At 56.4% G+C, this 26,857-nt stretch carries 21 protein-coding genes; 17 read left to right on the forward strand and 4 right to left on the reverse strand.

The genetic code is table 11. The features are described 5' to 3' along the window. Positions 1 to 136: 136 nt before the first annotated feature. From ACR0QW_RS00490 to ACR0QW_RS00500, 3 genes are all read right to left on the reverse strand, one after another. Positions 137 to 2,410 (reverse strand): AAA family ATPase, encoded by a 2,274-nt coding sequence (locus ACR0QW_RS00490; protein WP_432641768.1) that lies wholly within the window; start codon positions 2,408 to 2,410, stop codon positions 137 to 139. Continuing rightward, positions 2,410 to 3,552, reverse strand: a complete 1,143-nt coding sequence (locus tag ACR0QW_RS00495; protein ID WP_432641769.1) for an exonuclease SbcCD subunit D — start codon at positions 3,550 to 3,552, stop codon at positions 2,410 to 2,412. The genes ACR0QW_RS00490 and ACR0QW_RS00495 overlap by 1 nt, the downstream gene beginning before the upstream one ends. A gap of 84 nt (positions 3,553 to 3,636) precedes the next feature. Continuing rightward, positions 3,637 to 4,191 (reverse strand): TetR/AcrR family transcriptional regulator, encoded by a 555-nt coding sequence (locus tag ACR0QW_RS00500; protein ID WP_432641770.1) that lies wholly within the window; start codon positions 4,189 to 4,191, stop codon positions 3,637 to 3,639. A 126-nt stretch (positions 4,192 to 4,317) separates the two neighbouring features. Here ACR0QW_RS00500 and ACR0QW_RS00505 point away from each other — a divergent pair, with 126 nt between their 5' ends. The 14 genes from ACR0QW_RS00505 to ACR0QW_RS00570 all read left to right on the forward strand — a co-directional run bounded on the left by ACR0QW_RS00505 (position 4,318) and on the right by ACR0QW_RS00570 (position 21,198). After that, positions 4,318 to 6,252 (forward strand): CocE/NonD family hydrolase, encoded by a 1,935-nt coding sequence (locus ACR0QW_RS00505; protein WP_432641771.1) that lies wholly within the window; start codon positions 4,318 to 4,320, stop codon positions 6,250 to 6,252. A gap of 211 nt (positions 6,253 to 6,463) precedes the next feature. Then, positions 6,464 to 7,585 carry a M48 family metallopeptidase gene (locus tag ACR0QW_RS00510; protein WP_432641772.1) on the forward strand — a complete coding sequence of 374 codons (1,122 nt, stop codon included), beginning with the start codon at positions 6,464 to 6,466 and terminating at the stop codon, positions 7,583 to 7,585. A 53-nt stretch (positions 7,586 to 7,638) separates the two neighbouring features. Further along, positions 7,639 to 8,664, forward strand: a complete 1,026-nt coding sequence (locus tag ACR0QW_RS00515; RefSeq protein WP_432641773.1) for an FkbM family methyltransferase — start codon at positions 7,639 to 7,641, stop codon at positions 8,662 to 8,664. A 175-nt stretch (positions 8,665 to 8,839) separates the two neighbouring features. Next, complete coding sequence (locus tag ACR0QW_RS00520) at positions 8,840 to 9,838, forward strand: ABC transporter substrate binding protein (RefSeq protein ID WP_432641839.1); 999 nt, start codon at positions 8,840 to 8,842, stop codon at positions 9,836 to 9,838. 3 nt (positions 9,839 to 9,841) lie between these two features. Continuing rightward, positions 9,842 to 10,726, forward strand: coding sequence for an ABC transporter permease (locus ACR0QW_RS00525; RefSeq protein ID WP_432641774.1), 885 nt, complete (start codon positions 9,842 to 9,844; stop codon positions 10,724 to 10,726). Further along, positions 10,726 to 11,520 (forward strand): ABC transporter ATP-binding protein, encoded by a 795-nt coding sequence (locus tag ACR0QW_RS00530; RefSeq protein WP_432641775.1) that lies wholly within the window; start codon positions 10,726 to 10,728, stop codon positions 11,518 to 11,520. The genes ACR0QW_RS00525 and ACR0QW_RS00530 overlap by 1 nt, the downstream gene beginning before the upstream one ends. Positions 11,521 to 11,549: 29 nt before the next feature. Next, the gene (locus ACR0QW_RS00535) at positions 11,550 to 12,821 is read left to right on the forward strand and encodes a diaminopimelate decarboxylase family protein (protein WP_432641776.1); all 1,272 of its coding nucleotides are present in this window, start codon (positions 11,550 to 11,552) and stop codon (positions 12,819 to 12,821) included. Continuing rightward, complete coding sequence (locus ACR0QW_RS00540; RefSeq protein ID WP_432641777.1) at positions 12,814 to 14,388, forward strand: chloride channel protein; 1,575 nt, start codon at positions 12,814 to 12,816, stop codon at positions 14,386 to 14,388. Before ACR0QW_RS00535 ends, ACR0QW_RS00540 begins: the two co-directional genes overlap by 8 nt. 118 nt (positions 14,389 to 14,506) lie before the next feature. Beyond that, positions 14,507 to 15,826: a replication-associated recombination protein A gene (locus tag ACR0QW_RS00545; RefSeq protein WP_432641778.1), complete on the forward strand. Its 1,320-nt coding sequence runs from the start codon at positions 14,507 to 14,509 to the stop codon at positions 15,824 to 15,826. Between the two features lie 84 nt (positions 15,827 to 15,910). Further along, positions 15,911 to 16,285 (forward strand): holo-ACP synthase, encoded by a 375-nt coding sequence (gene acpS, locus ACR0QW_RS00550; RefSeq protein WP_432641779.1) that lies wholly within the window; start codon positions 15,911 to 15,913, stop codon positions 16,283 to 16,285. A 1-nt stretch (position 16,286) separates the two neighbouring features. Further along, positions 16,287 to 17,789, forward strand: a complete 1,503-nt coding sequence (locus tag ACR0QW_RS00555) for an NAD(P)H-hydrate dehydratase (protein ID WP_432641780.1) — start codon at positions 16,287 to 16,289, stop codon at positions 17,787 to 17,789. Between the two features lie 98 nt (positions 17,790 to 17,887). Next, positions 17,888 to 18,988 carry an N-acetylmuramoyl-L-alanine amidase family protein gene (locus ACR0QW_RS00560; RefSeq protein ID WP_432641781.1) on the forward strand — a complete coding sequence of 367 codons (1,101 nt, stop codon included), beginning with the start codon at positions 17,888 to 17,890 and terminating at the stop codon, positions 18,986 to 18,988. Between the two features lie 5 nt (positions 18,989 to 18,993). Beyond that, a complete protein-coding gene (locus ACR0QW_RS00565; RefSeq protein WP_432641782.1) occupies positions 18,994 to 19,542 on the forward strand; it encodes a GerMN domain-containing protein in 549 nt (182 codons plus the stop codon). A gap of 297 nt (positions 19,543 to 19,839) precedes the next feature. Further along, positions 19,840 to 21,198 carry a hypothetical protein gene (locus ACR0QW_RS00570; RefSeq protein WP_432641783.1) on the forward strand — a complete coding sequence of 453 codons (1,359 nt, stop codon included), beginning with the start codon at positions 19,840 to 19,842 and terminating at the stop codon, positions 21,196 to 21,198. A 92-nt stretch (positions 21,199 to 21,290) separates the two neighbouring features. On the opposite strand, the gene putP is transcribed toward ACR0QW_RS00570, so the two are convergent. Then, positions 21,291 to 22,778 (reverse strand): sodium/proline symporter PutP, encoded by a 1,488-nt coding sequence (gene putP / locus ACR0QW_RS00575; RefSeq protein ID WP_432641784.1) that lies wholly within the window; start codon positions 22,776 to 22,778, stop codon positions 21,291 to 21,293. Between the two features lie 276 nt (positions 22,779 to 23,054). Here putP and ACR0QW_RS00580 point away from each other — a divergent pair, with 276 nt between their 5' ends. Genes ACR0QW_RS00580 through ACR0QW_RS00590 form a run of 3 tightly spaced genes read left to right on the forward strand, consistent with a single transcriptional unit; the run spans position 23,055 to position 26,791 of the window. Beyond that, positions 23,055 to 23,534 carry a DUF1934 domain-containing protein gene (locus tag ACR0QW_RS00580; protein WP_432641785.1) on the forward strand — a complete coding sequence of 160 codons (480 nt, stop codon included), beginning with the start codon at positions 23,055 to 23,057 and terminating at the stop codon, positions 23,532 to 23,534. Continuing rightward, positions 23,476 to 25,134 carry an arginine--tRNA ligase gene (argS, locus tag ACR0QW_RS00585; RefSeq protein ID WP_432641786.1) on the forward strand — a complete coding sequence of 553 codons (1,659 nt, stop codon included), beginning with the start codon at positions 23,476 to 23,478 and terminating at the stop codon, positions 25,132 to 25,134. Before ACR0QW_RS00580 ends, argS begins: the two co-directional genes overlap by 59 nt. Before the next feature lie 37 nt (positions 25,135 to 25,171). After that, on the forward strand, positions 25,172 to 26,791 hold the full coding sequence (locus ACR0QW_RS00590) for a CTP synthase (protein WP_432641787.1): 1,620 nt from the start codon (positions 25,172 to 25,174) through the stop codon (positions 26,789 to 26,791). Positions 26,792 to 26,857: the final 66 nt, after the last annotated feature.

A 26,857-nucleotide genomic window follows, 5' to 3' on the forward strand; every position in this document is an offset into this window, starting at 1 on the left:
AAATAAGCCCCTCGAGTGAGGGGCTGCCAGGAAATGTAGTGCGGTTGGTAGCCTTTAAATCTAGGGCCTTAAGGCCGAGGCAGGTAACGCGGCTTATAGCCGCAGAGCAAACTACCCGTTATACGGGTAGTTTTGATTATACCCGAAACCTTGTGGTGCTTCCCTGGTTTGTGGGAATGATCTCCAGTTGAGCGGAAATCCGTTCTTTTAATTCTGCCACGTGGGAGATGATGCCCACCAGGCGGCCGCCCTGCTGCAGTTCCAGCAGGGCACTGACGGCACTGTCCAGGGTCTCCGGATCCAGGGAACCGAATCCTTCGTCTACCAGGATGGTATCCAGATGCAGCCCGCCGGCATAGGATTCCAGCACGTCGGACAGGCCCAGGGCCAGGGAAAGAGAGGTAAAGAAAATCTCTCCGCCGGACAGGGTAGTCACTGCCCGGGCCTGGCCGGTGAAGGCATCCATGATTTCCAGCCCCAGCCCCTGCTCCTTTCGGGCATCCACGATGCCGTGGCTGCGGTACAGGCTGTAGCGTCCCTGACTGATCTTGCTCAGCCGCAGGTTGGCAGTCTGGAGTACATCGTCCAGCACTGCCTGGAGCACAAAGGATGAGAAGGTCAGCTTCTGCCCGTTGTTTCCCCTGGCAGTGTCTGCCAGGAGACCGATGGGACCGTAGGCTTTCTGGAGGCTTTCCAGTTCCCGGCCCAGTTTGCCCAGTTGTTTCATGACATCTTTCTCCCGGCGCAGGGTCTCCTGCAGGGCGCCGGCCCGGGTGGCCAGTTCCCGGGCGGTGCTGCGGGTCTCCCGGGCTGCCTCTTCCAGAGGCACCAGATCGGGCAGCTGCCGTCCGGCAATCTGGGTTTCCAGCAGCTGCAGCTCCCCGGCCAGGCTGCTTGCCTGCTCCTGGTACTGCTGCACCTGCTTCTGCCACAGAGGTTTTTGGGCAAGAGCCTTGTGAGCGGCCAGAAAGGTATGCTGATCAGAGAAGGGGGAAGTGCCCAGAGCGGCCTTATAGGCATCCCGGTCCGCTTCGAAAGCCTGCTGGGCAGCAGCCCGGCTCTCTTCGGCGGTCCGGCAGGAACCGGCGGTCCGGTCGGCAGCCTGCTGGGCGGCTTCCAGGGCTTTTTGCTTCCGGTTCAGTTCTGCAATCTGGTTTTCCATATTCTGGGTCTTCCGGGCCAGCTCTTCCTGTTCTTTTTTCGTCTGGGTGGCAGGATGGGGATGATCCGGGGAGCCGCATACCGGACAGGGTTTTCCCGGCTTCAGGGCCTGGGCCAGGCGGACGGTTTCACCGGAAACGGCAGTCATCCGGGCCAGCTGTTCCCGCACCCGGGCTGCCTGTTCCTGCAGGGCCTGGGTATGATCCTGGGTGGCGACGGCCAGCAATTGCTGCAGATGCTGACGGGAGACGGTTTCCTCTGAACGGGCTTTTGTCAGGATGCTTTCTGCCATATCCAGCTGTTTTTTTGCTTTCAGGGTGCGGTCGTAGATGGGATGGAGTTTCTGGGCTTCTTCCAGCCATTCGAGCTTCTTTTTCAGATCCTGGATGGCCGGCACTTGTGCGGTGAGAGCAGCCCGGCGTTTCTTACAGGTTTCCCGGCTCTGGAGCAGCTGGGACAGCTGCCGGGCCTGCTGCAGGGCTTCCTGGGCCGTATTGGCAGCCTGCTGGGCCTGCTGGACTTGGGCATCCAGGGCCTTGCTTTCGGCTGCTTCTGCCTGCAGCCGTTGTTCCAGATCCTCCGGCTTTTCTACTCTGGCATTTTCCAGCAGCAGGTCGTACCGGCTGCGGCAGTTATCGTACTGCTTCTTCAGGGTTTTGGCACGGGCATCCAGGGCATCTTCCAGGGCGCTGTACTGGCCGGTCTTGAACAGGGTCTCCAGGATTCCCTTCCGTTCTTTGGAATCTGCCACCAGGAACCGGCGAAATTCGCCCTGGGGCAGGACCATCAGCTGGCGGAACTGCCGGGCCTGGAACCCCAGCAGGCTTTCCACCGCCCGAGTCACTGTGTTATTGGTGGTGCCCAGTATTTTCCGCTGTCCATCCGGCAGCAGTTCTACCAGGGAGGCCCCGGCGGGCACGGTGCGGGTGCCTTCGCCCCGCTGCTTGTTCAGCACCTGTTCCGGAGTCCGGGTCACTTCAAAAGTACGGTCCTGGTTGGTGAACTGGAATTTCACTTCCGTCTTCTGGCTGGGGGTGGCGTAGTCGCTGCGCAGGGAACGGTTGTCCCGCAGGTCTCCGCTGGGCGTACCATACAGGGCAAAGGTGATGGCGTCCAGGATGGTGGTCTTGCCGCTGCCTGTGGGGCCGGTAATCAGGAAGAACCGTTTGTCCCCCAGCTGGGTGAAATCGATGGTCTCCACGCCGGCGTAGGGACCGAAAGCCGTCATGGTCAGGATCTGGGGCCGCATCAGACATTCCTCCCTTCCGTATCTTCTTCGTTTACCACCTGGCGGAACAGTTTTTTCTCTTCATCGGTCATGTCCCGTCCCTGCACTTCCCGGAAAAAGGACTGGAACAGATCATCGGTGGAAAGACCTTTCCGCCGGGCTGTATCCTGCTCTTCCATTTCCCGGGGCTGCAGCCGTTCGTAGCCCAGCTGCAGGATCTGGGGATAGACCTGTTCCAGCCGGTGTTTGGCATCCAGTACCGGAGTCGGGTCCGTCAGGACAATCTGCAGGTAATCGGAGAGATGATCCGTGCGGGGGGCTTCCAGCAGATCCCGGAACGTACCTTTCAGCACCGCCAGTTCGTGGGGCGCTGTAAGGGGGATGGTTTCCACGGATACCTTTCCTTCCCCGTCCAGGTCCACGATGTGCACGGCTTTTTTCTGGCTGGCCTCTGCAAAGGAGTACTTCAGCAGGGAACCGCTGTAGCGCACGGTGGGACTGTTGTTCTGGCAGGCGTGGAGATGGCCCAGGGCTGTATAGTTGAAATCCTTGAAGCAGTCGATGCTCACGGTGGTGGCGCCGCCGGCCGCCAGGGGCCGTTCACTGTCCGGAGTTGTCCGGGCTCCGGTCAGGAACACGTGGGCCAGGGCCACCTTGCGGGCGCCTGCCGGAATCTGCTGCAGCATCTGTTCCACCTGCCACTGGAGGGCCGCTTCGTGTGTGGATTTCTTTTCCCCACTGAGTTCTGTGGCCGTCAGAGGTTCGCAGTAGGGCAGGGGGGCGAAGTAGACGGGGCCATATCCGTCCTCCAGCACGACGGGCGGCGTGTGGGCTGCCACCGGGCCTATGATATATAACTGCCGGGCAGCGAACAGGGTGCGGCCGAAATTCAGACGGTCCGGATTGTCGTGGTTGCCGGCAATGAGAATCACCGGAAGCTTCAGATCCACTACCAGCCGGCGCAGGGTTTCGTCCAGCAGGTTCACGGCTTCCGTGGGGGGTACAGCCCGGTCGTAGATATCCCCGGCCACCAATAGGGCATCCACCTTGTACTCCCGGGCCAGGGTGATGATCTGGTCCAGGGCGGCCCGCTGGTCCTCCAGAAGATGGAGACCATGGAAAATCCGTCCCAGGTGCCAGTCAGAAGTATGTAAGAATCGCACAGCAAAGCCTCGCTTTCGTAAGAATAGTCCGATGGGTACATCATACCATGGACCGGGAGTGGGGACAATGGAACCGTTTGGTTATCATTTTTTTGTGGCCTGGCTCATGAGCCGGATACTCTGCCAAAAATAATGGGAAACTTCAGCGGCAGTTTCTTTTTTGCCCCGTCGCAGCCAGGTGAAAATGGCGATTGGCAACGCATAGCTGAGAAAATCGATCAGGTATTCTTTTTCGATTTGATCTAAATCTGCCGGGAAGTCGAAAACGGTGAGGACATCCTGAAAATAATGGCGGTGATTGCGGGCCAGCAGGGCCAGCTGGTCGTTTTGTGCAAGAATTTCCAGCAATGCGGCATTTTTCATCATCAGCTGCATGAAAGCAAGCGGTATGATCTTTTTGGCCGGAGCCTTTGTAATTTCTGCTGACCAGGTTTTAAACAATTTTTCCACCTGCCAGGTGACGACATCGAGAGGCGTATCGAAGAGCCGGTAAAACGTGCTGCGGCTGACGCCGGAAATACGTTGGATCTCGGCAATGGAAATTTCTGCCAGCGGTTTCTTTTCTGCCAGGTGTAAAACGCTCTCGGCAATCAGTTGGGCAGATCTTTGCGCCCGGATATCACAAGAAATATGATACATTTTTTCTCCTTTATGTAGCAAAACTTCTGATACACTTGTCTTACATCATATTTTTGCTACAATCGTAGCAGAAACAACGAAAAAAGCAAGTCTTGGCGATTGCTTCTGGAAAGGGATGGGAAGACAATGTATTTGAAGAAAATGGCATTGACTGCTTCTGTGCTCTGTTCTCTGAGCATGTTTATGGTGGTGGGGAGTACCCAGGCATTCGATCCGGATGAAACAGTCCTTCCAACAAAGACGTATTCAGGTAAGGATTTCCCGGTTTATTACCGCAAGGCTCTGCCTGTTACGGCGACAAGGGTGCGTTATACAGGTTTTCATCCGGGGACCTCTGTATTGAAGGCGGGTACGGTGCGCTTTGACGGGGCCATGCCTTTGCCGGCAGATATACTGATGGAGAGGGATGTGCCCATCAAGCTGCGGGATGGTACGATCATTTACGCCGATGTCTTCCGTCCGGCTGATGGTGCAAAGCATCCGGCTCTCCTTTGCATCAGCCCTTACGGCAAGGAAGTCGGCGGACAGCATATCGACGATGTGCCGGGCCGTGTGGGTGTGCCGAAGGCGGCCACTTCCGGATTGGAACGTTTCGAAGGCGCCGATCCTGCGTACTGGGTATCAAAAGGGTATGCCGTCGTCAATCCGGATACGCGCGGTGCCTATGCTTCAGAGGGGAATATCAACTATTGGGGCCGTCAGTATGCCGAAGATGGGTATGATATCGTGGAGTGGATCGCCAAGCAGAAATGGTCTAATGAAAAAGTCGGAATGAGTGGCAATTCCTGGCTGGCCGTATCCCAGTGGTTCATTGCGGCGGAACAGCCCCCTCATCTGGCTGCCATCGCTCCCTGGGAAGGCTTTTCCGACCATTACCGTGAGGCCGGTACGCGCGGGGGCATTCCGGAGACGGCCTTTACGGAACGCATTGCGGAAACGTTTGCAAGTGCGCATGGCCTGCTGGAAGATCAGCCGCGGATGATTGCCCAATACCCTTTCCTCAATGACTACTGGATGGATAAACAGGCACGGTTAAGCCGCATCAAGATTCCGGCCTACGTGGTGGCCAGTTACACAAACCCTGTGCATACCCACGGCTCTTTTGCAGGGTTCCGTGAGATCGCTTCGAAGGATAAATGGCTGCGCGTACATCTGACACAGGAATGGAACGATTACTATAAGCCGGAGAATGTGGCAGATCTTACGAAGTTCTTTGACCATTATCTTAAGGGGGAGAAGAACGGCTGGGAGAAAACACCGAAAGTCCGTCTTTCAGTCTATGAGATGGAAGGTCACGATGTCATCAATCGTCCGGAGAAAGAATTCCCGCTGGCACGGACGCAGTACAAACGGCTGTATCTGGATGCCGCCCATGATACGCTGCAGCTGCAGAAACCAGCAGCTGCCAGGTTGAGTTACGATAGTGAAGGAGCAAAGCCGGAAGCAGTCTTCACCTACAAATTTGACAAAGACACCGAGCTGACCGGCTATATGAAACTGCATCTCTGGGCCGCGGCAGCCGATAACGACGATATGGATCTGAAAGTCAAAGTGGAGAAAATCGCAGCTGACGGTACCCCGCTCAATCAGAATGCATTTGGCAGTGTTGCAGCCACTGGACAGCTTCGGGCCTCCTGTCGTGCCCTGGATCCGAAGAAATCGACGGAAGCAGAACCCTTTCTGCTGGGTACTGGAGAACAGAAACTCCAGAAAGGGCAGATTGTGCCGTTGGATATCGGTATCTGGCCCATGGGCATAATCTATCATAAAGGGGAATCCCTGCGTCTGACCGTGGGAGCGTACCGGCAGGAAAAAGCAGATGTGCCGCCTTTTGGGAGTACAAAAATTGCAGTGCCGACGGAGTCCTACACCTATCCGGCCGGCAGTACCGTCAAGAAAGAAGTCCTTGGCGGGGACTGCAGCGAGGCTGCGGATCCTGCACAGGTCGTCAAACCTGTACCGACCCACAACAAAGGCAGACATGTCCTCTATACGGGTGGCGAATATGACAGCTACCTGCTGGTGCCGGTGGTCTCTGCCAAGGAAAAGGAAGCAAAATAAAATCACAGAAAGCAAATGACTAGTTGTGCCCACAGTGTACGATTGAAAGAGAATAGAATCGCAGGGCCTGCCTGTACGCAGCTTGTCGGTTTTTGTAAAGGGGCTGTGAAATAATGGCCCCATGAACACGAAAAAGGGGGTGTGAAAAAGTATTTTTCACACCCCCTTTTTCGTGTATAATAGCAACGTACGACTCAGGAGGAATCTGCCTATGCTGAAAATACTGTTTGCACTTCTGCTCTGTATGGCTTCCCTGCTGCCGCTTCCCAAAGCGGAAGCGGGCATGATCAGCCAGAAACAGGAAATCGAAATGGGTCAGGAGGTGGCCAGGCAGCTGGAGAACCAGTATGGCCTGGTCCAGGACGACGAAATCCAGGCCCGAGTGGACCGGATCGGCCATAAGCTTCTGGAACACGGAACCCGTCCCGGTTTGACCTACACCTTCAAGGTGCTGAATACCCCGGATGTGAACGCCCTGGCCTGTCCGGGCGGTTTCATTTATGTGTATAAGGGACTTTTGGACTATATGACCAGCGACGATGAGGTGGCAGCTGTGCTGGGCCACGAAATCGGCCATATTGAAAAGCGTCACACGGTACACCAGATGGAAAAGCAGATGGCCCTGTCCCTGCTCACCCTGCTGGCCGGGGTGGCCTCCGGGGATCCGGGGGCCGGTTTTGCCCTGTCCACCGTTACCAGCCAGGCCCTGATGGCCGGTTACAGCCGGGCGGATGAAGGACAGGCCGACAAGGAGGGGTTCCGCCTGTCCATCCTGGCCGGGTACAATCCCTATGCTTCCTATGTGACCATGTCCAAACTGGAGGATATGAGCAAGGACATGGGGGATGCTGCCGGCGGCCTGTTCGCTTCCCACCCGGATCCGGGTCTGCGGATGGTCCGGGCTCTGAAATGGACGGAACCTTTCCATATCCCGGAAACAGTCACTGTGGACAAGGACGGACCGGCCACAGCAAAGCTGGGTACCTGGTCCTTCACCTTTACGGAAACCGCCGGTTATGACAAGCCGGAATACCGGGCCCGGATGCTGGTCGGGGGTCTGTATCTGGCACAGAAACGGGGAAATCTGGATGAATCTCATTTCATGACCGTGGATGGGGACAACTGGACTGATGTATATTATGAGGATATCCACCTGCTCCGGGTCTATCCTCAGGATAACCAGGAAGGCGGAACTACCGGCGACCTGGCTCTGAAAATCGCCGGAAAACTCCAGGAATGGGCGAAAATCGCCAGGACCATGCCTGTTCCGCAGGTTGATCCAGCGGCTGCTATCCAGCAGGCCACCAAAGAGAAAGGAAAGAAAACAGCATGAACTGGCTCGATTCGATCTTACAGCAGCCTTACTTCTGGGAGTATTTATCCCATGTGTCAAAACCCATTGTCCTGTACGGTATGGGCAATGGTGCTGACGCCATCCTGGACCGATGTGCGGCCCTGGACATTCCGGTGGCAGGGGTCTTTGCCAGTGATGAATTCGTCCGGGGCCAGCAGTTCCGGGGCTATCAGGTCCTCACCTACAAACAGGCCAAAGCCCAATGGGGGGATTTTGTGCTCCTGATTGCCTTTGCCAGTGAACGGCCCGAGATCCTGCGCCGGTTCTTCCATCTGGCAGAGCAGCAGGAAACCTATGCCCCCCATCTGCCTCTTTTCGGGGACACTACTGTAGTGACGCCCCAGTGGCTGCGGGAAAACCGGAATGTGCTGGAGCGGGTGCACGCCAATCTGGCGGATGATACCAGCCGGCAGGTGATGGAGGACATCCTTTCCTATAAACTCACCGGGAAGCTGGAGTATCTGTCCCGGGTCACCTGCCGGCAGGATGACCTGGCTATTCTGTTTACCTTCGGGGAAGAGGAATCCTATGCGGATCTGGGAGCCTATAATGGGGATACCCTGCGGGAATTCCTGGAACTGACCGGAGGCCATTATGACCATCTGTATGCAGTGGAGCCGGATCCCAAGAATTTCCATAAACTCCAGGCCTATGTGGAGAAGGAACAGCTGGGGCGCTGCACTCTGGTACCCGAAGGCATCTGGGCTCAGCCGGCGCAGCTGCCCTTTGCGGCCAAAGGGGGACGGATGTCTTCTCTGGAGGAAGGCGGGAAAAAAGTGGTACCCGTGCCTGTGACCAGCCTGGATGCCCTGGTGGGGGACCATGGGCTGACCTATGTAAAAATGGACGTGGAAGGGGTGGAAAAGGAAGCACTGGCCGGGGGCGAAAGGGTCATCACCCGCTGTGCTCCCAAGATGCTGCTGGCAGGCTATCACCACGATGACGATTTGTGGGAGATCCCCCTGGAACTTTGGTCCCTGCGGCCGGATTACCGGATCTACCTGCGCCGGCACCCCTATGTACCCTGCTGGGAGATCAATTTTTTTGTCACCCTGTAAGGAAACAGAAATAGATTTACAAAAATATAGTTTTCGTTGCCCCTGTACAGTGAATATGATAAAATAAAAAACAGGCTAAACAACCAGGGGAAAGGTTCCCCTGAAACATCACCTCTTCCGGGAAATGCCGGGAGGAAACCAATGTAGGATAGTAAGAAAGCAGGAGGGATGTATGATGATGAAAAAAAGCGTAAAATGGCTGGCTGCAATGGCTCTGGCCGCAATGGTGGTGGGAGCTGCCGGCTGCGGCAGCAGCACCCAGACCGGTTCCAAGGACAAGAAGTCCTATAAGGTGGGTGTGATCCAGCTGGTACAGCATCCGGCTCTGGATGCCGCCAACAAGGGGTTCATCGACGGACTGAAATCCAAAGGGTTTGAAGAAGGGAAGAACGTGACCTTTGACCAGCAGAATGCCCAGGGGGATCAATCCAACCTGCAGACCATCGCCCAGCGGTTCGTAAGCAATAAGGATGATCTGGTCTGTGCCATTGCCACGCCGGCTGTCCAGACCATGGCCAACGCCACCAAGGAGATTCCCATCGTAGGTACGGCCGTTACCGACTACAAGGTGGCCAAACTGGTGAAAGACAACAGCAAACCGGGAACCAATGTCACCGGGACCACGGATATGAACCCGGTGGAAGCCCAGATCGACCTGCTGGTGAAAATCATGCCCAAGGCCAAGACCGTAGGCTTCATCTACAATTCCAGTGAAGTGAACTCCCAGCTGCAGATTGACCTGGCCAAAAAGGCTGCTGCTGCCCGGGGCCTTGCTACGGTGGAAGCCACAGTTTCCAGCGTCAATGACATCCAGCAGGCTGCCCAGAGCCTGATGGGCAAGGTAGATGCCCTGTACATCCCTACGGATAACGTGATGGCTTCTGCTATGCCCAATCTGATCAAAATTACCGATGAAGCCAAGATCCCTGTGTTCTGCGGCGAATCCGGCATGCTGAAGGCCGGCGGTGTGGCAACTCTGGGTATCGACTACTACAAACTGGGTCTCCAGACCGGCGAAATGGCTGCTGACATCCTGTCCGGCAAAGCCAAACCTCAGGATATGGCTATCCAGTCCCAAAAGACCTTTACTGTGACCCTGAACGAAGAAGCCATCAAGAAACTGGGGCTGACCATCCCGGATGATATCCGCAAGGAAGCCAAAGGAGCCAAATAATCCATGATCGATCTATTGCTGCCGACGATTTCCCAGGGCCTGTTGTGGTCTCTGCTGGCTCTGGGCGTGTACATTACCTTCCGGGTGCTGGATATTGCGGATCTGACTGTGGAAGGGTCTTTTCCCCTGGGAGCTTCCGTTGCGGTGACCCTCCTGGTGAAGGACGTGAATCCGGTGACGGCCATCCTGGCTGCGGCTCTTGCCGGCGGGATCGCCGGTGTGGTCACCGGCCTGCTCCATACGAAACTGAGGATCCCGGCGCTTCTGGCCGGTATCCTGACCATGATTGCCCTGTATTCCGTGAACCTGCGGATCATGGGCAAGGCCAATATTTCCCTCCTGGGAAAAGAGACCGCCTTTACGGTGCTGGAAAGTGCCCTGGGCGTGGCTTATTCCCAGGCGGTGCTGCTGGTGGGCATCCTGTCCTGTGTGGTGTTCTCCGCACTGATGTACTGGTTCTTCGGTACGGAAATCGGGGCCGCCATCCGGGCCACCGGGTACAATCCCCAGATGATCCGGGCCCAGGGGGTGAACACCAATGTGATGCTGCTGATCGGACTGTTCTTCAGTAATGCCCTGGTGGCGGTAGCCGGTGCCCTGGTCACCCAGAGCAACGGGTTCGCTGACGTAGGCATGGGGGTGGGGACCATCGTCATCGGCCTGGCCTCCGTAATCATCGGTGAAGTACTGTTCGGTACCCGCAGTTTCAAGAATTCCCTGATTTCCGTGATCCTGGGTTCCATTGTATACCGCCTGGTGATTGCCATTGTCCTGCAGATGGGGATGCCGCCCAATGACCTGAAACTGTTCACGGCCGTACTGGTGGCCATTGCCCTGAGCTTGCCCATGGTGAAAGGGAAGTTCCAAAGCAGAAAGGCGGGTCTGTAATGCTGGACATCAAACATTTATCGAAAACCTTTTTCCCGGGCACGGTCAATGAGAAGAAAGCCCTGACCGATGTGAACCTGCACATGGAACCGGGAGATTTCATCACCATTATCGGGGGCAACGGGGCCGGGAAATCCACCCTGCTGAATTCCATTGCCGGCGTATTTCCCATCGATGGGGGGCAGATCCTCATCGACGGGGTGGACGTAAGCAGGATGTCGGAGCACAAACGGGCCCGGTACATCGGACGGGTATTCCAGGATCCCATGATGGGGACTGCTGCCGGTATGATGATTGAAGAGAACCTGGCTATCGCATCCCGGCGGGGCAGGACACCGGGCCTTTCCTGGGCGCTGAAGGACAGCGACCGGCAGCAGTTCCGGGAAATGCTGAAGGAACTGGATTTGGGACTGGAAGACCGGCTCACCACCCGGGTGGGGATCCTTTCCGGCGGCCAGCGGCAGGCGCTGACTCTGCTCATGGCGGCCATGAGCCACCCCCGGCTGCTGCTCCTGGACGAGCACACGGCGGCCCTGGATCCCAAAACCGCTGAGAAGGTCCTGAACATGACGAAGAAGGTCATCGAACGGGACCATTTGACATCTTTGATGATTACGCATAATATGAGAGATGCACTCCGCTTTGGCAATCGGCTGATCATGATGAATGCCGGACACATCGTCGTAGATGTGGGAGCGGAAGAGAAAGCCAAATTGACCATTCCGGACCTGCTGGCCCTGTTTGAAAAAGCATCCGGTTCCGAACTGGACAACGATCGCATGATGCTGGGCTGACCAGCCATATTGAGGGGGTAATGACCAACATGAAGAAAGTTCCATTTGTCACGAAAGAACAGGTAGAAAAGATCGCGGAAACCTATCCGACACCATTCTATGTCTATGATGAAAAAAGCATCCGGGAAACGGTGCGCAGCATCTACAAGGCTTTTGCCTGGAACAAGGGCTACAAAGAATACTTTGCCGTAAAAGCCACGCCGCTGCCCGGTATCCTGAAAATCATGAAAGAAGAAGGCTGTGGAACGGACTGCTCTTCTTATCCGGAACTGCTGCTCAGTGATGTATGCGGTTTCAAAGGGCATGACATCATGTTCTCTTCCAACGATACCCCTGTGAAAGATATGCAGGAAGCCTACAAACTGGGCGCCATCATCAACCTGGATGACTTCACCATGATCGATTTCCTGGAACAGGTGGCTGCCATTCCGGAAACCATCTGCTGCCGGTATAATCCGGGCGGTGTGTTCTCCCTGGGCAACGACATCATGGACAATCCCGGCGATTCCAAATATGGCATGACCAAAGACCAGCTGCGGGAGGCCTTCAAGATCCTGAAAAAGAAGGGCGTGAAGCACTTCGGCATCCATGCTTTCCTGGCCAGCAACACAGTATCCAATGCCTATTATCCGGAACTGTCCCGGCAGCTGTTCCAGCTGGCTGTGGAAATGAAACATGATACCGGCGTGGCTGTGGACTTCATCAACCTGTCCGGCGGCGTGGGCATCCCCTACAAACCTGACCAGACCCCCAATGACATTGCGGCAATCGGCGAAGGGGTCCACAAGGTCTATGACGAAGTACTTGTGCCGGAAGGCATGGGGAATGTAGCCCTGTTCACCGAAATGGGCCGTTTCGTTACCGGGCCTTACGGCGCCCTGGTCACCAAGGTGCTGCACTTCAAACACATCTACAAGGAATATGTGGGCGTGGACGCCTGTGCGGCCAATTTGATGCGGCCGGCCATCTACGGAGCCTACCATCACATCACCGTTCTGGGCAAGGAAAATGCGCCTTGCGACCATACCTATGATGTGACCGGCGGCCTGTGCGAAAACAACGATAAATTTGCCATCGACCGGAAACTGCCGGAAATCGAGAAGGGGGACTGCCTGTTCATCCACGATGCAGGGGCACACGGTTCTGCCATGGGATACAATTACAATGCCAAACTGTGGTGTGCGGAACTGCTGGTGAAGGAAAACGGTTCTGTGGAACTGCTGCGGCGGGCCGAGACTCCCAAGGATTATTTCGCTACCCTGGATTTCACCGGCCTGTTCGATCACTTGAAAGATGAATGAGGCAGAAAGACAGAAAACGCTGGAAGGGATGCTGCACATTCCCAATCTGAAGCTGAAACTGGCTTTTGAAGGGATCCTGGTGGGGGTAGCAGCCGGATTCTGCATCATCCTGCTGCGGCTCTGTCTGGGCTTTGTGGCCAAAAACCGGTCCCGGATGGTATATTTCCTCCAGAACGTACCGCCTTCCTATGCACTGCTCTGGGTGGCAGTACTGCTGCTGGTGGCCGTGCTCATCGCTCTGCTGGTGCGGTGGGCTCCCATTGCCGGGGGCAGCGGTATTCCCCAGGTGCGGGGCATCGTGCTGGGGCTGGGAAAAAGCACCCACTGGGCCAGGGTCATTCTGGTGAAACTGCTGGATACCTCTCTGGGCATCGGGGCCGGTCTTTCCATGGGGCGGGAAGGTCCTTCCGTCCAGATCGGAGCCATGACGGGCCAGGGCGTGGGCAACGCACTGCACAACACCAACCTGGAAAAACGGGCCCTGATCAGCAGCGGTGCCGGTGCCGGCCTGGCGGCTGCTTTCAACGCCCCCATGGCCGGGGTCATGTTCACCATGGAAGCTATCCACAAGAACCTGTCCTCTATGGTCATGGTGCCTACTCTGATGGCCTGTATGACTACCACGGTAATGGCCCACTGGTTCTTCGGTAGGGAAACGGTGCTGACTTTTCCCAAGATGCCGTTCCTGCCCCTGGAGCTGCTGCCCCATCTGGTTTTGCTGGGGCTGTTCTCCGGGTTCCTGGGAGTGGCCTTTAACAAGGGCTCCCTCAGCATCGGAAAATTCTACAGCCTGCCTGTTTTTCAGAAAGACTGGATGAAAATCGCTTTTCCGCTGCTGCTCACCATTCCTCTGACATACCTCCTGCCCCAGGTGCTGGGAGCCGGGGACGGGGTCATCGAGTCCATGATCGAATTGAAGGGGACCCTGACCATGGTGCTTATCATCCTGCTGGGTAAATTCTTCTTTACGATCCTGAGTACCGGTTCCGGGGCTCCGGGCGGCAGCCTGCAGCCCATGCTGGTGCTGGGCAGCCTGTGTGGCAGCCTGTACGGCAACGTGATGGTGCAGCTGGGACTGCTGCCGGAAGCGTACCGGCTGAACATGGTCATGCTGGGCATGGCCGGCTGGTTTGCCGGGTCTGTACGGGCGCCGGTGACGGCTATCCTGCTGCTGCTGGAAATGACCGGCCGGTTTTACCATCTGGTGCCTTTGGGCATCGTCACCCTGTTCGCTTATGCGGCCGGGGAACTGGTTCACGACACTCCCATCTTCGATGCCATGCTGGAACGGTCCTTAAAGAGCAATTCCCGGGTGAAGGATCTGGTGGAAGCTCCTGCAGAGCAGATGCTGGTGGAAATCGCCGTGGAAGGAGGTTCCCAGGTGGAAGGGAAGACCCTCCAGGAAATCCGGCTGCCGGGCAAGGCGCTGGTGGTCTGTGTGCGGCGAGGCGATGCGGATATGATTCCCCAGGCGAACACAATGCTTCTGGGCGGAGATTATGTATACTTGATTCCCAACCATGCCCATCTCCATCAATTGAATCAACTGTTCAAGACAAAAAACTGAAGCAGGGAGCTGTGAAGGATGATTTCACAGCTCCTTTTCTCGTATCCATGGGGCCATTATTCCACAGCCTCTGGAATCATGGTATAATAAAAATTACGGAAACAAGGAGGTGGAATCCATGGAAGAAGACAGTCTGTTCGCTCCCCCGGCGGAGGAACCCCTGGCGGCCCGGCTGCGGCCCCGCACTTTGGACGAGTTCGTGGGCCAGAAGCAGCTGCTGGGGCCGGGCAAGATCCTGCGGAACCTGATCGAGGAGGACCGGATTTCTTCCATGATTTTCTGGGGACCGCCCGGCGTGGGCAAAACCACTCTGGCCCAGATCATCGCCCATTCCACCCGGGCCAATTTCATCAACTTTTCGGCGGTGACCAGTGGTATCAAGGAAATCCGTACGGTGATGCAGCGGGCCGATGACAACCGGCGGTTTGGAGGCAGGACCATCGTATTTGTGGATGAAATCCACAGATTCAACCGGGCTCAGCAGGATGCTTTCCTGCCTTTTGTGGAAAAGGGAGCCATCATCCTCATCGGAGCTACTACGGAAAATCCTTCCTTCGAGGTGAATGGGGCCCTGCTCAGCCGCTGTAAGGTATTCGTCCTGAAAAGCCTGAGCAGGGATGACATCAAAGAAATCCTCCGGCACGCTCTGACGGATTCCCGGGGCTTCGGCAATGAAAAAGTCCATCTGGAGGAGGGCTGCCTGGATTTCCTGGCAGAATTTTCCAATGGAGATGCCCGGTCGGCCCTGTCCACCCTGGAAATGGTGGTGCTCAACGGTGAGAAGAAGGATGACGGCATTTACGTGACGAAAGATTTGATCGAACAGTGCACAGCCAAGAAATCTTTGCTGTATGACAAATCCGGTGAGGAGCATTACAACCTGATCTCTGCCTTGCACAAGTCCATGCGGAACTCGGATCCGGATGCGGCGGTGTACTGGCTGGCACGGATGCTGGAAGCGGGGGAGGATCCTCTCTATATCGCTCGGCGGGTGGTGCGTTTTGCCAGCGAGGATGTGGGTCTGGCTGATTCCCGTGGGCTGGAGATTGCGGTGGCGGCCTATCAGGCCTGCCACTTCATCGGTATGCCCGAATGTTCTGTGAACCTGACCCATGCGGTGATCTATCTGGCCATGGCTCCCAAATCCAACGCCATGGAGCTGGCCTATAACGAGGCCAAAGTGGACGCCCAGAAACACCTGAACGAACCGGTGCCCATGAATATCCGCAATGCACCCACCCGGCTCATGAAGGAGCTGGGCTACGGGAAGGGGTATGTGTATGCCCATGATACGAAAGAGAAGATGGCGGCCATGCAGTGCCTGCCCGATGCGCTGAAAGACAGGACCTATTACCATCCTACGGAGCAGGGTCTGGAGGCCCGGTACAAGGTGCGGCTGCAGCAGATCAAGGAATGGAAGAAGGAACACAGCCGGTAGAAAGTACCGAAAGGACACGGAAACGTCAAGAATTTGTTACATTTATTCTTTATGATAGAAAAGCATTGAAAGAAGGAATCGGGTATGATCGTTGGAATCGGTGTAGATATCCTGGAAGTGGGCCGGATGGAACGGGCCTTGAAACAGGCGGGGTTCAGGGAAAAAGTATTTACCGACGATGAAATCGCCTATTGTGAAAAAAAGGGCGCTCACAGCGTGGAATCCTATGCGGCCCGTTATGCGGCCAAAGAAGCACTGGGCAAGGCCATGGGCACGGGGATCCGACTGAGCCAGTTCCAGCAGGTGGAGACCCTGGTGGACGAAAAGACAGGGGCACCCCGGCTCCATCTCATGGGACAGCTGCGGGCAGCCGCTCTGAACCGGCAGGTGGAACGGGTCCATGTGAGCCTGAGCCATACCGCGGAAAACGCCATTGCCCAAGTATTGTTGGAGGAATAACATGAAACTCATTGCAAGTGCAGCCATGAAGAAAGTAGATACGAAAGCCATCGGCGAGATGGGGATTCCGGAAGCCGTCTTGATCGAGAACGCCGGCCGGGCCGTGGCCGATGCCGCAAAAGACCTGCTGGAAAATGTCAAAGAGAAAAAAATCATTGTGTTCGTGGGCAAAGGCAATAACGGCGGAGATGGCCTGGCTGCTGCCCGGTTCCTGCTGAAACAGGGCGCCCTGGTGACCCTGGTGCTGGCCGAGGCTCCTGAAAGCTTCGGACCGGGTGCGGCGCTGCAGTATAAAATCGATCAGAGTTTTCCCTTTACCATCCTGCGCTGGGAAAAGGATCAGAACGATGTGCTCCAGGCTTGTGCCCAGGCGGATCTGTTCGTGGATGCCCTGCTGGGCACCAGCTTCCACGGCAAGGTGCGGGAACCCATCCGGTCCCTGCTGGAAACCCTGCAGATGGTGCCGGTTCCGGTGCTGGCCGTGGATATTCCCAGCGGCGTGGCTGCGGATACGGGCCATACGGACGTGGCGCTCCATGCTCAGGTGACAGTGACCATGATCGCTCCCAAACCGGGACTGTATCTGTATCCCGGAGCCGGTTATACGGGCAGAGTCGTCCTGGCCGACCTGAATACGCCGCCTTCCCTGGTGCTGGAAGCGGAGAGCCGGGCAGAACTTTTGACGGATGACCTGGTGCAGCATACTCTGCCCAAACGGCCTCCCAATGCCCATAAAGGTATGAACGGACGCATCGGCATCCTGGCCGGAAGCCTTGGCTATGCCGGAGCGGCAGAACTGTGCTCGAAAGCGGCTGTACGGGCAGGGGCCGGTCTGGTAACGCTGTACACCCAGCCGGAAGTGCTGCAGCCTCTCATCATCAAATCCACGGAAGTCATGGTGCGGCCGGTAACGGAAGCCAGCTTGAAGGCCTTCCGGGCTTATGATGTGGTAGCTGCCGGACCGGGCGCCGGCAAGGCACCGGAAACGGTCCAGTACCTGCGGGAACTGCTGCCCCAGCTGGAACAGCCTCTGGTGTTGGATGCGGACGGGCTCAATGCCCTGGCCGGTGACGACGCCCTGCTGAAATCCCTGAAACATAAAATCCTTACTCCCCATCCGGGAGAAATGGCCCGGCTACTGGGCGTGCCGGTCAGCCAGGTGCTGGAAGATCCGGTGGCCGCAGCCCGGGAAGGGGCCAAAAAGTGGCAGGCTGTGGTGGTGCTGAAATGTACCCCCACCATCATTGCTGACATGGATGGTCAGATCTATATCAATACCACCGGGAACGAAGGCATGGCTACCGGCGGCTGCGGTGACGTGCTCACGGGAACGATCGCGGCACTTCTGGGCCAGGGCTTGAATCTGGTACGGGCTGCCTGCTGCGGCGTGTACCTCCATGGGCTGGCCGGTGATCTGGCCGCTGAAAACGGCAAAATCGGCCTGGCCGCCGGCGATTTGCTGGTGAAACTGCCCCAGGCCATCGATCAGATCAAGACCAGATGACTCCGGCCATTTGCACACAGAGAAAGAACGTGTTACAATGGCCGGGTATGTCGGAAATCAGCGGAAAGTGCGGCTGGTTTCCCCAGAGGAGGTTCAAGGTGTTCAAAAAACTGCTGTTACTTGTTTTCTGTCTGGCAGCATGTCTGGGAACGGGCAATGCACAGGCAGCTTCGAAAATCCAGGATGTGGTCTACGGTGTCAATCCCAACGGGCGGCTGCGGATAGTCCTGGATACCAACCAGCCAACGAAATATAAGACGGAGATGCTGGACAACGAACTGCGGGTTACAGTGTACGGTAATCTGAAGTCCTCCATTCCCCGGGTGGCCACTCCCAAAAAGGCTACCTACGTTTCCAAAGTGTATCTGGAACGGAAAGTCAATTCTACCGTAGTCCATGTGATGATGAACAAGCCCCTGCAGAAGGGGATGTTCAACGTGTTCAGCCTGAAGGAAGACCGGGTTGCCAAACGGCCCACCCGGGTGGTGGTGGATGTCATCGCGGCTCCGCCCCAGAAGACTTTCAAACCGAAGCAGCCCCAGCGGCCCAGCAGTTCTCCCTGGACGAAACCCAGCGGACCCCGGTTCGGCAATACCTATTCGGTGGTGGGCGGAATCCGAGGCAAACGGATCACCCTGGACGCCGGACATGGCGGTACGGATCCCGGGACCCACGGACTGCAGACCGGTACTTTTGAAAAAGACGTAACGCTGCCCATCACCAAGAAGGTGAAGGCACTGCTGGAGAAGAAGGGTGCCATCGTCTACATGACCCGGACTACCGATGTGGATGTGTACGGGCCCGATGCTACTGATGCGGAAGAACTGCAGGCACGGGTGGATGTGGCCGAGAACAGCCATTCGGATATGTTCATCAGCATCCACATCAACGCCAGCGAGAACACCAGCGTGGGCGGGTTCTCCACCTATTATTATCCCAAGACCAAGTACGATATCCAGGTAGCCCAGTGCATCCAGGATCAGCTCATGAAAACGGCTGATGTGGATGACCTGGGAGTGCGGTTCGCCAACTTCTACGTGAACAAGCGGAGCACCATGCCCGGGGCACTGGTGGAATGTCTGTTCCTGACCAATGCAAGGGAAGAAAAACTGCTGATCTCCGACTGGTTCCAGAATAAGGTAGCCAACGCCATTGCCGACGGGATCGCAGACTTCTACAATCAGCACCAGGGAGGTTGAGGACTATGCAAAAGACGCTGACCCAATGGACGGCTGTGCTCCTGGTAGGAACCGGGCTGCTGCTGGGTGGCTGCGGAGCGGCCCAGACGACGCATCCGGATGCACCCAAGAACGGGCAGACGGTGACGCAGCAGGATAAGAAAGCTGATCAGTCCAAGACCAGCCAGTTCACCCTCTACCGGGCCGGCAGGGGCGGCAAGCTCACCGCCGGTACGGTGAAGATCAGCGGCAACCGGGACCAGCTGCCGCTGCAGCTCATGAAAGAACTGGTAGAAAAGAAGCCGGAAGGGGATACCACCTTCCCCAAAGGGCTGAAGGTCAACAAGGTTACTGTGAAGGATAAAGTGGCTACTGTGGATTTCAGCAGGGAATTCCGCACCCGCCGGGGTGATCAGGATACACTGCTGATGCTGTACGCCATCGTGGATACGCTGACAGAGCTTCCGGAGATCAAGTCCGTGCAGTTTACCAGCGCCGGCAAAAAGGTGACGGTGCTGGGGGGACAGGATCTGGACAGCCCGTTGAAGCGGAATCAATCGTATATTGCAAAATAGTCACTAGTCTCTAGTCGCTAGCAAACAGCCGATGGTGAAAAAATCGCCATCGGCGATTTTTTATAATAAACGGGCGCACCGGGCGATATTTTGCCTACGGCAAAAATCTTGGTGTGCCCCTACGGTAGAAAACCAAAGTTCATTTTTTATCCGTAGGGGCTTACCAAGACCGGCGGAGCCGTGTCGCCCGGTAAGCCCGCCACCAGGAATTGCCTTTCATTTTATTTACAGAATCCCTGTCTATAATGGTTCCATGTGAAGAACATGAAACGATATGACAGGAAAGGTCTTGATGATATGATGCTGAATACGAAAAAACGGCTGGCCGTGCTCTGCGTGCTGGCTTCTCTTACGGCTTCTGTACCGGCTTTTGCGGCGCCTCCTGCCGGTGGCCCGCAGTTTCCGCCTCCTCCCGGCGGCACCATGCCCCTGGGGATGCCTCCCGGCGGCTTCAACCCTCCCGGCCAGGTGACCCAGGGTACGGCAGCCAATACGATCGACCGGCAGGGTGTGTTCCTGGACCAGGTCTATACGTCCAGCGGCCAGGACGAAAACGCCCTGCGGGTCACCGGTGTACCGGCCAACCTGGACCAGGTGACCATCCAGAAGACCGGCGGCGCCTCCTCCAATACGGAAGGCGGTGACTTCTATGGCATGAATGCGGCCCTTCTGGCCACGGACGGGGCGAAGGTCACCATCAAGAATTCCAGAGTCATCTCCAGCGCCAAAAACGGCAACGGCCTGTTCAGCTACGGCAAGGGGACGGAACTGGATGCGGAGAACGTGACCATCGACACCACCGGCGATAATTCCGGCGGCCTCCAGACCACCGGCGGCGCTACTACCCGGGCCTGGAACCTGGCCATCCACACCACCGGCAATTCGTCGGCGGCCATCCGCAGCGACCGGGGCGGCGGCATCGTGAAGGTGGACGGCGGCACCTATGCCACCGAGGGCAGCGGTTCTCCGGCCATCTATTCCACGGCGGACATCTCCGTATCGGATGCGAAGCTGACGGCGGCCCATTCCGAAGGGGCTGTCATCGAGGGCAAGAACAAGATCGCCCTGACGGACTGTACCCTGGAAGGGTCCATGGATGCCAATCGGAAAATGGGGGACCGGTCCTTTGCCGAGGAGAACGTCCACACAGTCATGATCTACCAGTCCATGAGCGGGGATGCCGAACAGGGTACGTCCTCCTTCAGCATGGAGGGCGGCAGGCTCATCGGCCATCACGGTGACCTGTTCTATGTGACGAATACGGACTGTACCATCAGCCTGAAAAACGTGGCACTGACGAACCTGGACGGCCAGGGCGCCCTGCTGTGGGTGGCCGGCAACAGCGCCTCCCGGGGCTGGGGCATGGCCGGAAAGAACGGCGGCAGGGCCCAGGTGAACACGGAGAATCAGAAACTCCAAGGGGCCATCGTGGCGGACACCATTTCCCGGCTGGATCTGACCCTGGGCAAAGGGACCACGTTCAAGGGCACTGTTAACCAGGTGGAGAACCAGGCGGGGGAAGCCACCGGCAGTATCAACGTAAACGTGGCCAAAGGAGCCACGTGGGAACTGACCGGTGACAGCACGGTGACCACCCTGCAGAACCAGGGCAAAATCAAAAAGAACGGCCATAAATTGACCGTGATGCAGAAGTAAAAAAGGGGAGCTGTGAAAAACTCACAGCTCCTCTATTTCTTTGCCAGCGGAGGCTGGCTTCCATCGACTAGTGACTAGAGACTAGTGACTTTTTATTCTTCTTTTAGCTTTTCAACTGCCTCGTCGTACCGGGCCACCACTTCCGGCTCCGGTTCCTTGTCCAGATGGCTCACCAGCAGGATGGCCAGGGAAGACAGGATAAATCCGGGGATGATTTCGTAAACACCGGTGAAGGCGAAGAAGTTCTTCCATACCAGTACGGTGGTACCGCCCACGATGATGCCTGCAAAGGCTCCGTTGGTGGTCATCCGGCGCCAGAACAGGGAGAACAGCACCAGCGGACCGAAGGCGGCTCCGAAACCGGCCCAGGCGTAAGATACGATGTTCAGGATCATGCTGTCCGGATTCATGGCCAGCACCAGGGAAAGAGCGGAAACCACGATGATCATCATGCGGCTCATGCGTACCAGTTCCCCGGCTGTGGCCTTGGGATTGATCAGGATCTTGTAGAAGTCAGTGGTGAACGACGAGGCTGCTACCAGCAGCTGGCTGTCCGAGGTGCTCATGATGGCTCCCAGGATACCGGAAGTGATGATGCCGGCGATGAAGGGATGGTAGAAATGGCCCGTCATCTGGATGAAGACGGTTTCAGCGGCGCCGCCCTTCAGCACATCGCCCAGGTAGACACGGCCGGTGAGCCCTACCAGGACAGCCATGGCCAGAGAAATCACTACCCAGGTCACAGCGATGTGGGTGGCCTGTTTGATGCTCTTGGGATCCCGGATGGCCATGAACCGGACCAGGATGTGGGGCTGTCCGAAGTAGCCCAGGCCCCAGGCCAGCAAGGAGATGATGGCCGTCAGGCTCAGCATGCTGCCGTCAGCACCCTGGAGCAGGCTGAAATAATTGGGGCTGATGGCGTTCAGGCGATCGATGGTGGCATCCACGCCGCCGATGGTATACATGGCCGTGATGGGCACGATCAGGATGGAGAAGAACATCAGGAAGCCTTGGAACAGGTCCGTCCAGCACACGGCGGCAAAGCCCCCCATCAGGGTGTAGAATACCACGATGCCGGCGGTGAGGAACAGGGAATACCGGTAATCCAGCCCGAACGCCGTATTGAACAGTTTTCCCCCGGCTACGAAACTGGAAGAGGTATAGATCAGGAAAAAGATGAAAATGAAGAAGGCGGAGGCAATCCGCAGCTTCTTGTGTTTGTCGTAGAACCGGTTGTCGAAGTACTCCGGCAGGGTAATGGCATTGCCCATGATTCTGGTGAAGACCCGCAGCCGTTTGGCAACTACCATCCAGTTGACCCAGGTACCCAGGATCAGGCCCAGGGCAATCCAGAAGGCGCTGATGCCGGCCATGTAGGCATACCCCGGCAGTCCCATGAGCATCCAGCCGCTCATGTCCGAAGCTTCGGCACTCATGGAAGTGACCCAGGGTCCCAGGGCCCGTCCCCCCAGGGCGTAACCTTCCATGTCCTCATCCTTTTTATACGTGATCAGACCGATTCCGACTAGGAACGCAAAATACAGAACCAGGGCGATCACCGTGCTCAATGCAATATGCATAGATACACTTCCTTTCCTTTCGTTTTCAAGAATAGATTTCATTATATAATAGAATCCATCCCTGTGGCAATAAATTGAAGAATTCCCTGCTTTCCTGAACTCTCCCCCTTGCCTTTTGGAGAGGATTAATATAAAATAAACAAGAATAAGGCAAGGATAATCACTTTTTTGCTGTACAAAATAATCATAACGAAATCCGAATGAGGGCTTGCTCCTTCGCCGCGCTGATGGTGCTGGCTTGCACAGGGGCAACCCTCTACTTATTGTGGAGACGCCATGACACCTGTGAAGATTACCATCCATAGTGAAAGCCAGGGGCTGGGGGATACGAAACCCATTACGCTGGTGGCCTTTGGGCAGCTGACCGAAAAAAACGGGACCACCTACGTCCGCTATGCGGAATCGGAGGTCACCGGGATGGAGGGGACCCGTACCACCCTGAAATGGACGGCAGATTCCCTGACGGTGATCCGGCACGGCCGTTATGAACATCGGCAGCAGTACGAACGGGGCCGGAACAGTACGTTTCAATACAGGACCCCGTATTTTACTGTACCCATGACGGTGTTCACCCGCAGCCTGGCCATTGACCGGCAGGAACACAGCTGGAAGGTGCGGCTGCTCTACGATCTGGAAATGGACGATCAGCCCAGCGGAAGTATTTGTTTACGAATTGAAATCGAGGAGGAAAAAATCAGTGGACATGAAGAATGTACTGGCGGAAGCGGTAACAGCAGCCGTCCGGAAGGCCATTGAGGCAGGCAAGCTGCCCCAGGGCGAACTGGCACCGGTGGTATTGACCGTACCGCCCCAGAAATCTTTTGGCGATTTCGCCAGCAATTTTGCGCTGCAGGCGGCCCGGAATTTCCATTGTGCACCCCGGGTAATCGCCGGAGCCGTCCAGGAATTCCTGGATTGCCCTCAGGTGGATAAAGTGGAAATCGCCGGTCCCGGATTTTTGAACTTCTATCTGAAAGAGGACTGGCTGGCTGCCGCTTTGAAGGCGATTGTGGACAAAGGGGAAAACTACGGCAACCTGCCGGCGAAGAAAGGCGAAAAGATCCAGATCGAGTACGTGAGCGCCAACCCCACCGGTCCGCTGCATGTGGGCCATGGCCGGGGAGCGGCTGTGGGCAGTGCCCTGGCCAACCTGATGAAGGCCGCCGGGTATGATGTGACCCGGGAATACTACATCAACGATGCCGGCAACCAGATGCACAACCTGGCTCTGTCCGTGAATGCCCGGTACCTGGAACTGTTCGATATCCCCTGCGAATTCCCGGAAAACGGCTACCATGGGGAAGACATCAAGGTGACCGCCCGGCGGATCAAGGCCAAATACGGCGACAAATTCATCCACATGCCGGAAGAACAGCGCCTGGAACAGTTCCAGACCATTGCCAAGGAAGAGAAGCTGGCGGCCCTGAAGGAAGACCTGGAAGCGTTCAACTGTGAATTCGATGTGTGGTTCAGTGAACAGACCCTCCACGATGCCAACAAGATCAACCAGGTGGTGGATGAACTCCAGGAAAAAGGGTATGTATACGAAAAAGAGGGAGCCAAGTGGTTCAAATCCACAGCCTTCGGAGACGATAAAGACCGGGTGGTGATCCGGGACAACGGAGTATCCACGTATTTTGCTGCGGATATCGCTTACCACCAGAACAAATTCCAGCGGGGCTTTGACCGGGTGATCAACCTGTGGGGGGCCGATCATCACGGGTACATCCCCCGGGTGAAGGCAGCCATGCAGGCCCTGGGCTATGATCCTGAACGGCTGGAAGTGCTGATCCTCCAGATGGTTGCCCTGTACCGGAACGGCCAGCTGGTGAAGATGAGCAAGCGGACGGGCAAAAGCGTCACGCTGAACGAACTGATCGAGGAAGTGGGCACCGATGCGGCCCGGTTCTTCTTCATCCTGCGGAGCATGGACAGCCAGCTGGATTTCGACCTGACCCTGGCCACGGAACATTCCAATGACAACCCGGTGTACTATGTACAGTATGCCCATGCCCGGATCTGCAGCATCCTGCGGCAGCTGGAGGAAGCCAAGGTAGCCCTGGACAAGGACTGCGACCTGACCGTCCTGAAGGAACCCATCGAAATCGATCTGATCAAGAAACTCAATGAATACGAGGAGCTGATCGAAACGGCGGCAGCCGAGCGGGCTCCCCATAAGATCGCCCATTATGTGTACGACCTGGCCGGACTGTTCCATTCGTTCTACAACCAGTGCCGTGTCCTGGGCGTGGATCCTGCCGTACAGCAGGCTCGTCTGGTATTGATTACAGCTGTGGGCAATACCTTGCGCCATGGTTTGAAGATCCTGGGTGTCAGCGCTCCGGACCATATGTAAGTGTAAGTTAGGCGAAAGCCAAAAAGGGAGGAAGAAAATGACCAAGTATATTTTTGTAACGGGCGGCGTGGTATCGTCTTTGGGTAAAGGGATTACGGCGGCTTCTCTGGGACGGCTGCTGAAGAGCAGAGGCTATAAGGTCACCATCCAGAAATTCGATCCGTACATCAACATCGATCCCGGTACCATGAGCCCCTACCAGCACGGCGAAGTGTTCGTCACCGATGACGGTGCCGAAACGGACCTGGATCTGGGCCATTATGAACGGTTCATCGACATCAGCCTGACCCGGAACTCCAACGTGACTGCCGGCCGGATCTACCAGTCGGTGATCAACAAGGAACGCCGCGGTGACTATCTGGGCCGTACCGTACAGGTCATTCCTCATATCACCAATGAAATCAAGGAACGGGTTTACCGGGTCGGCCGGGAAGAAAATGCGGATTTCGTGATCACTGAAATCGGCGGTACCGTGGGGGATATTGAATCCGAACCGTTCATGGAAGCCATCCGTCAGGTGAAGAAGGATGTGGGCCGTAATGATGTGCTGTACATCCATGTGACTCTGGTACCCTTCATCGCTGCTGCCGGTGAACTGAAAACGAAACCCACCCAGCACAGTGTGAAGGAACTGCGCAGCATCGGCATCACTCCGGATATCCTGGTCTGCCGCAGTGAAAAAGAAATCAGCAAGGAAATGCGGGAAAAGATCTCCATGTTCTGCGATGTGGATGCGGACGCTGTGTTCCAGTCCATCACAGCTCCCAGCATCTATGAAGTCCCCATGCTGCTGGAAGACCAGGGCATGGATAAAGTGGTGCTGCGGAAACTGGGCATGGAAGACAAGCCGAAGGATATGGCGGCCTGGCATGCCATGGTGAAGAAGATCCTGGCTCCCCACGACAAGAAATCCACCATTGCTGTGGTGGGCAAATACGTGGAACTGCCCGATGCTTACATCAGCATCGTGGAAGCCCTGAAACACGCCAGCTATTTCCATGACGCCGATGTGGACATTGAATACATCAATGCTTCGGATCTGGAAGATCCCAATGTGGATTTTGCCAAGATCTTCAAGGGCGTGGACGGCATCCTGGTGCCCGGCGGCTTCGGCGACCGGGGCATTGAAGGCATGATCCGTGCCATCCAGTATGCCCGGGAAAACAAGATCCCCTTCTTCGGGATCTGCCTGGGGATGCAGTGCGCTGTCATCGAATATGCCCGGGATATGTGCGGCATGGCCAAAGCCAACTCCACGGAATTCAACGAAGCCACTCCGTACCCTGTAATCTATCTGATGCCGGAACAGATGAGCGTGGAAATCAAGGGCGGCACCATGCGGCTGGGGGCCTATCCCTGCAAGCTGGTTCCCGGGACCCTGGCTTACCAGGCTTATGGCACCGAGATGATCAGCGAACGGCATCGTCATCGTTATGAAGTGAACAACGAACTGCGGGACGAACTGTTCAGCCACGGTCTGGTACTGGGCGGCACCCTGCCCAACGGCAAACTGGTAGAAATGGTGGAACTGCCCACGGATGTACATCCCTGGTTCATGGGCGTACAGTTCCATCCGGAACTGAAATCCCGTCCCACCAATCCCCATCCTCTGTTCAAGGCCTTCATTGCTGCAGCCTTGAAGTATCATAACCATTGATTTCTGGATGAATAGCAGGTACAATGAAAGGGCAATGAAAATTGCCGAACTAATGGGAGGCGTAGT

The organism is Acidaminococcus sp. (assembly GCF_050873445.1).
Taxonomy (GTDB): Bacteria; Bacillota; Negativicutes; order Acidaminococcales; family Acidaminococcaceae; genus Acidaminococcus.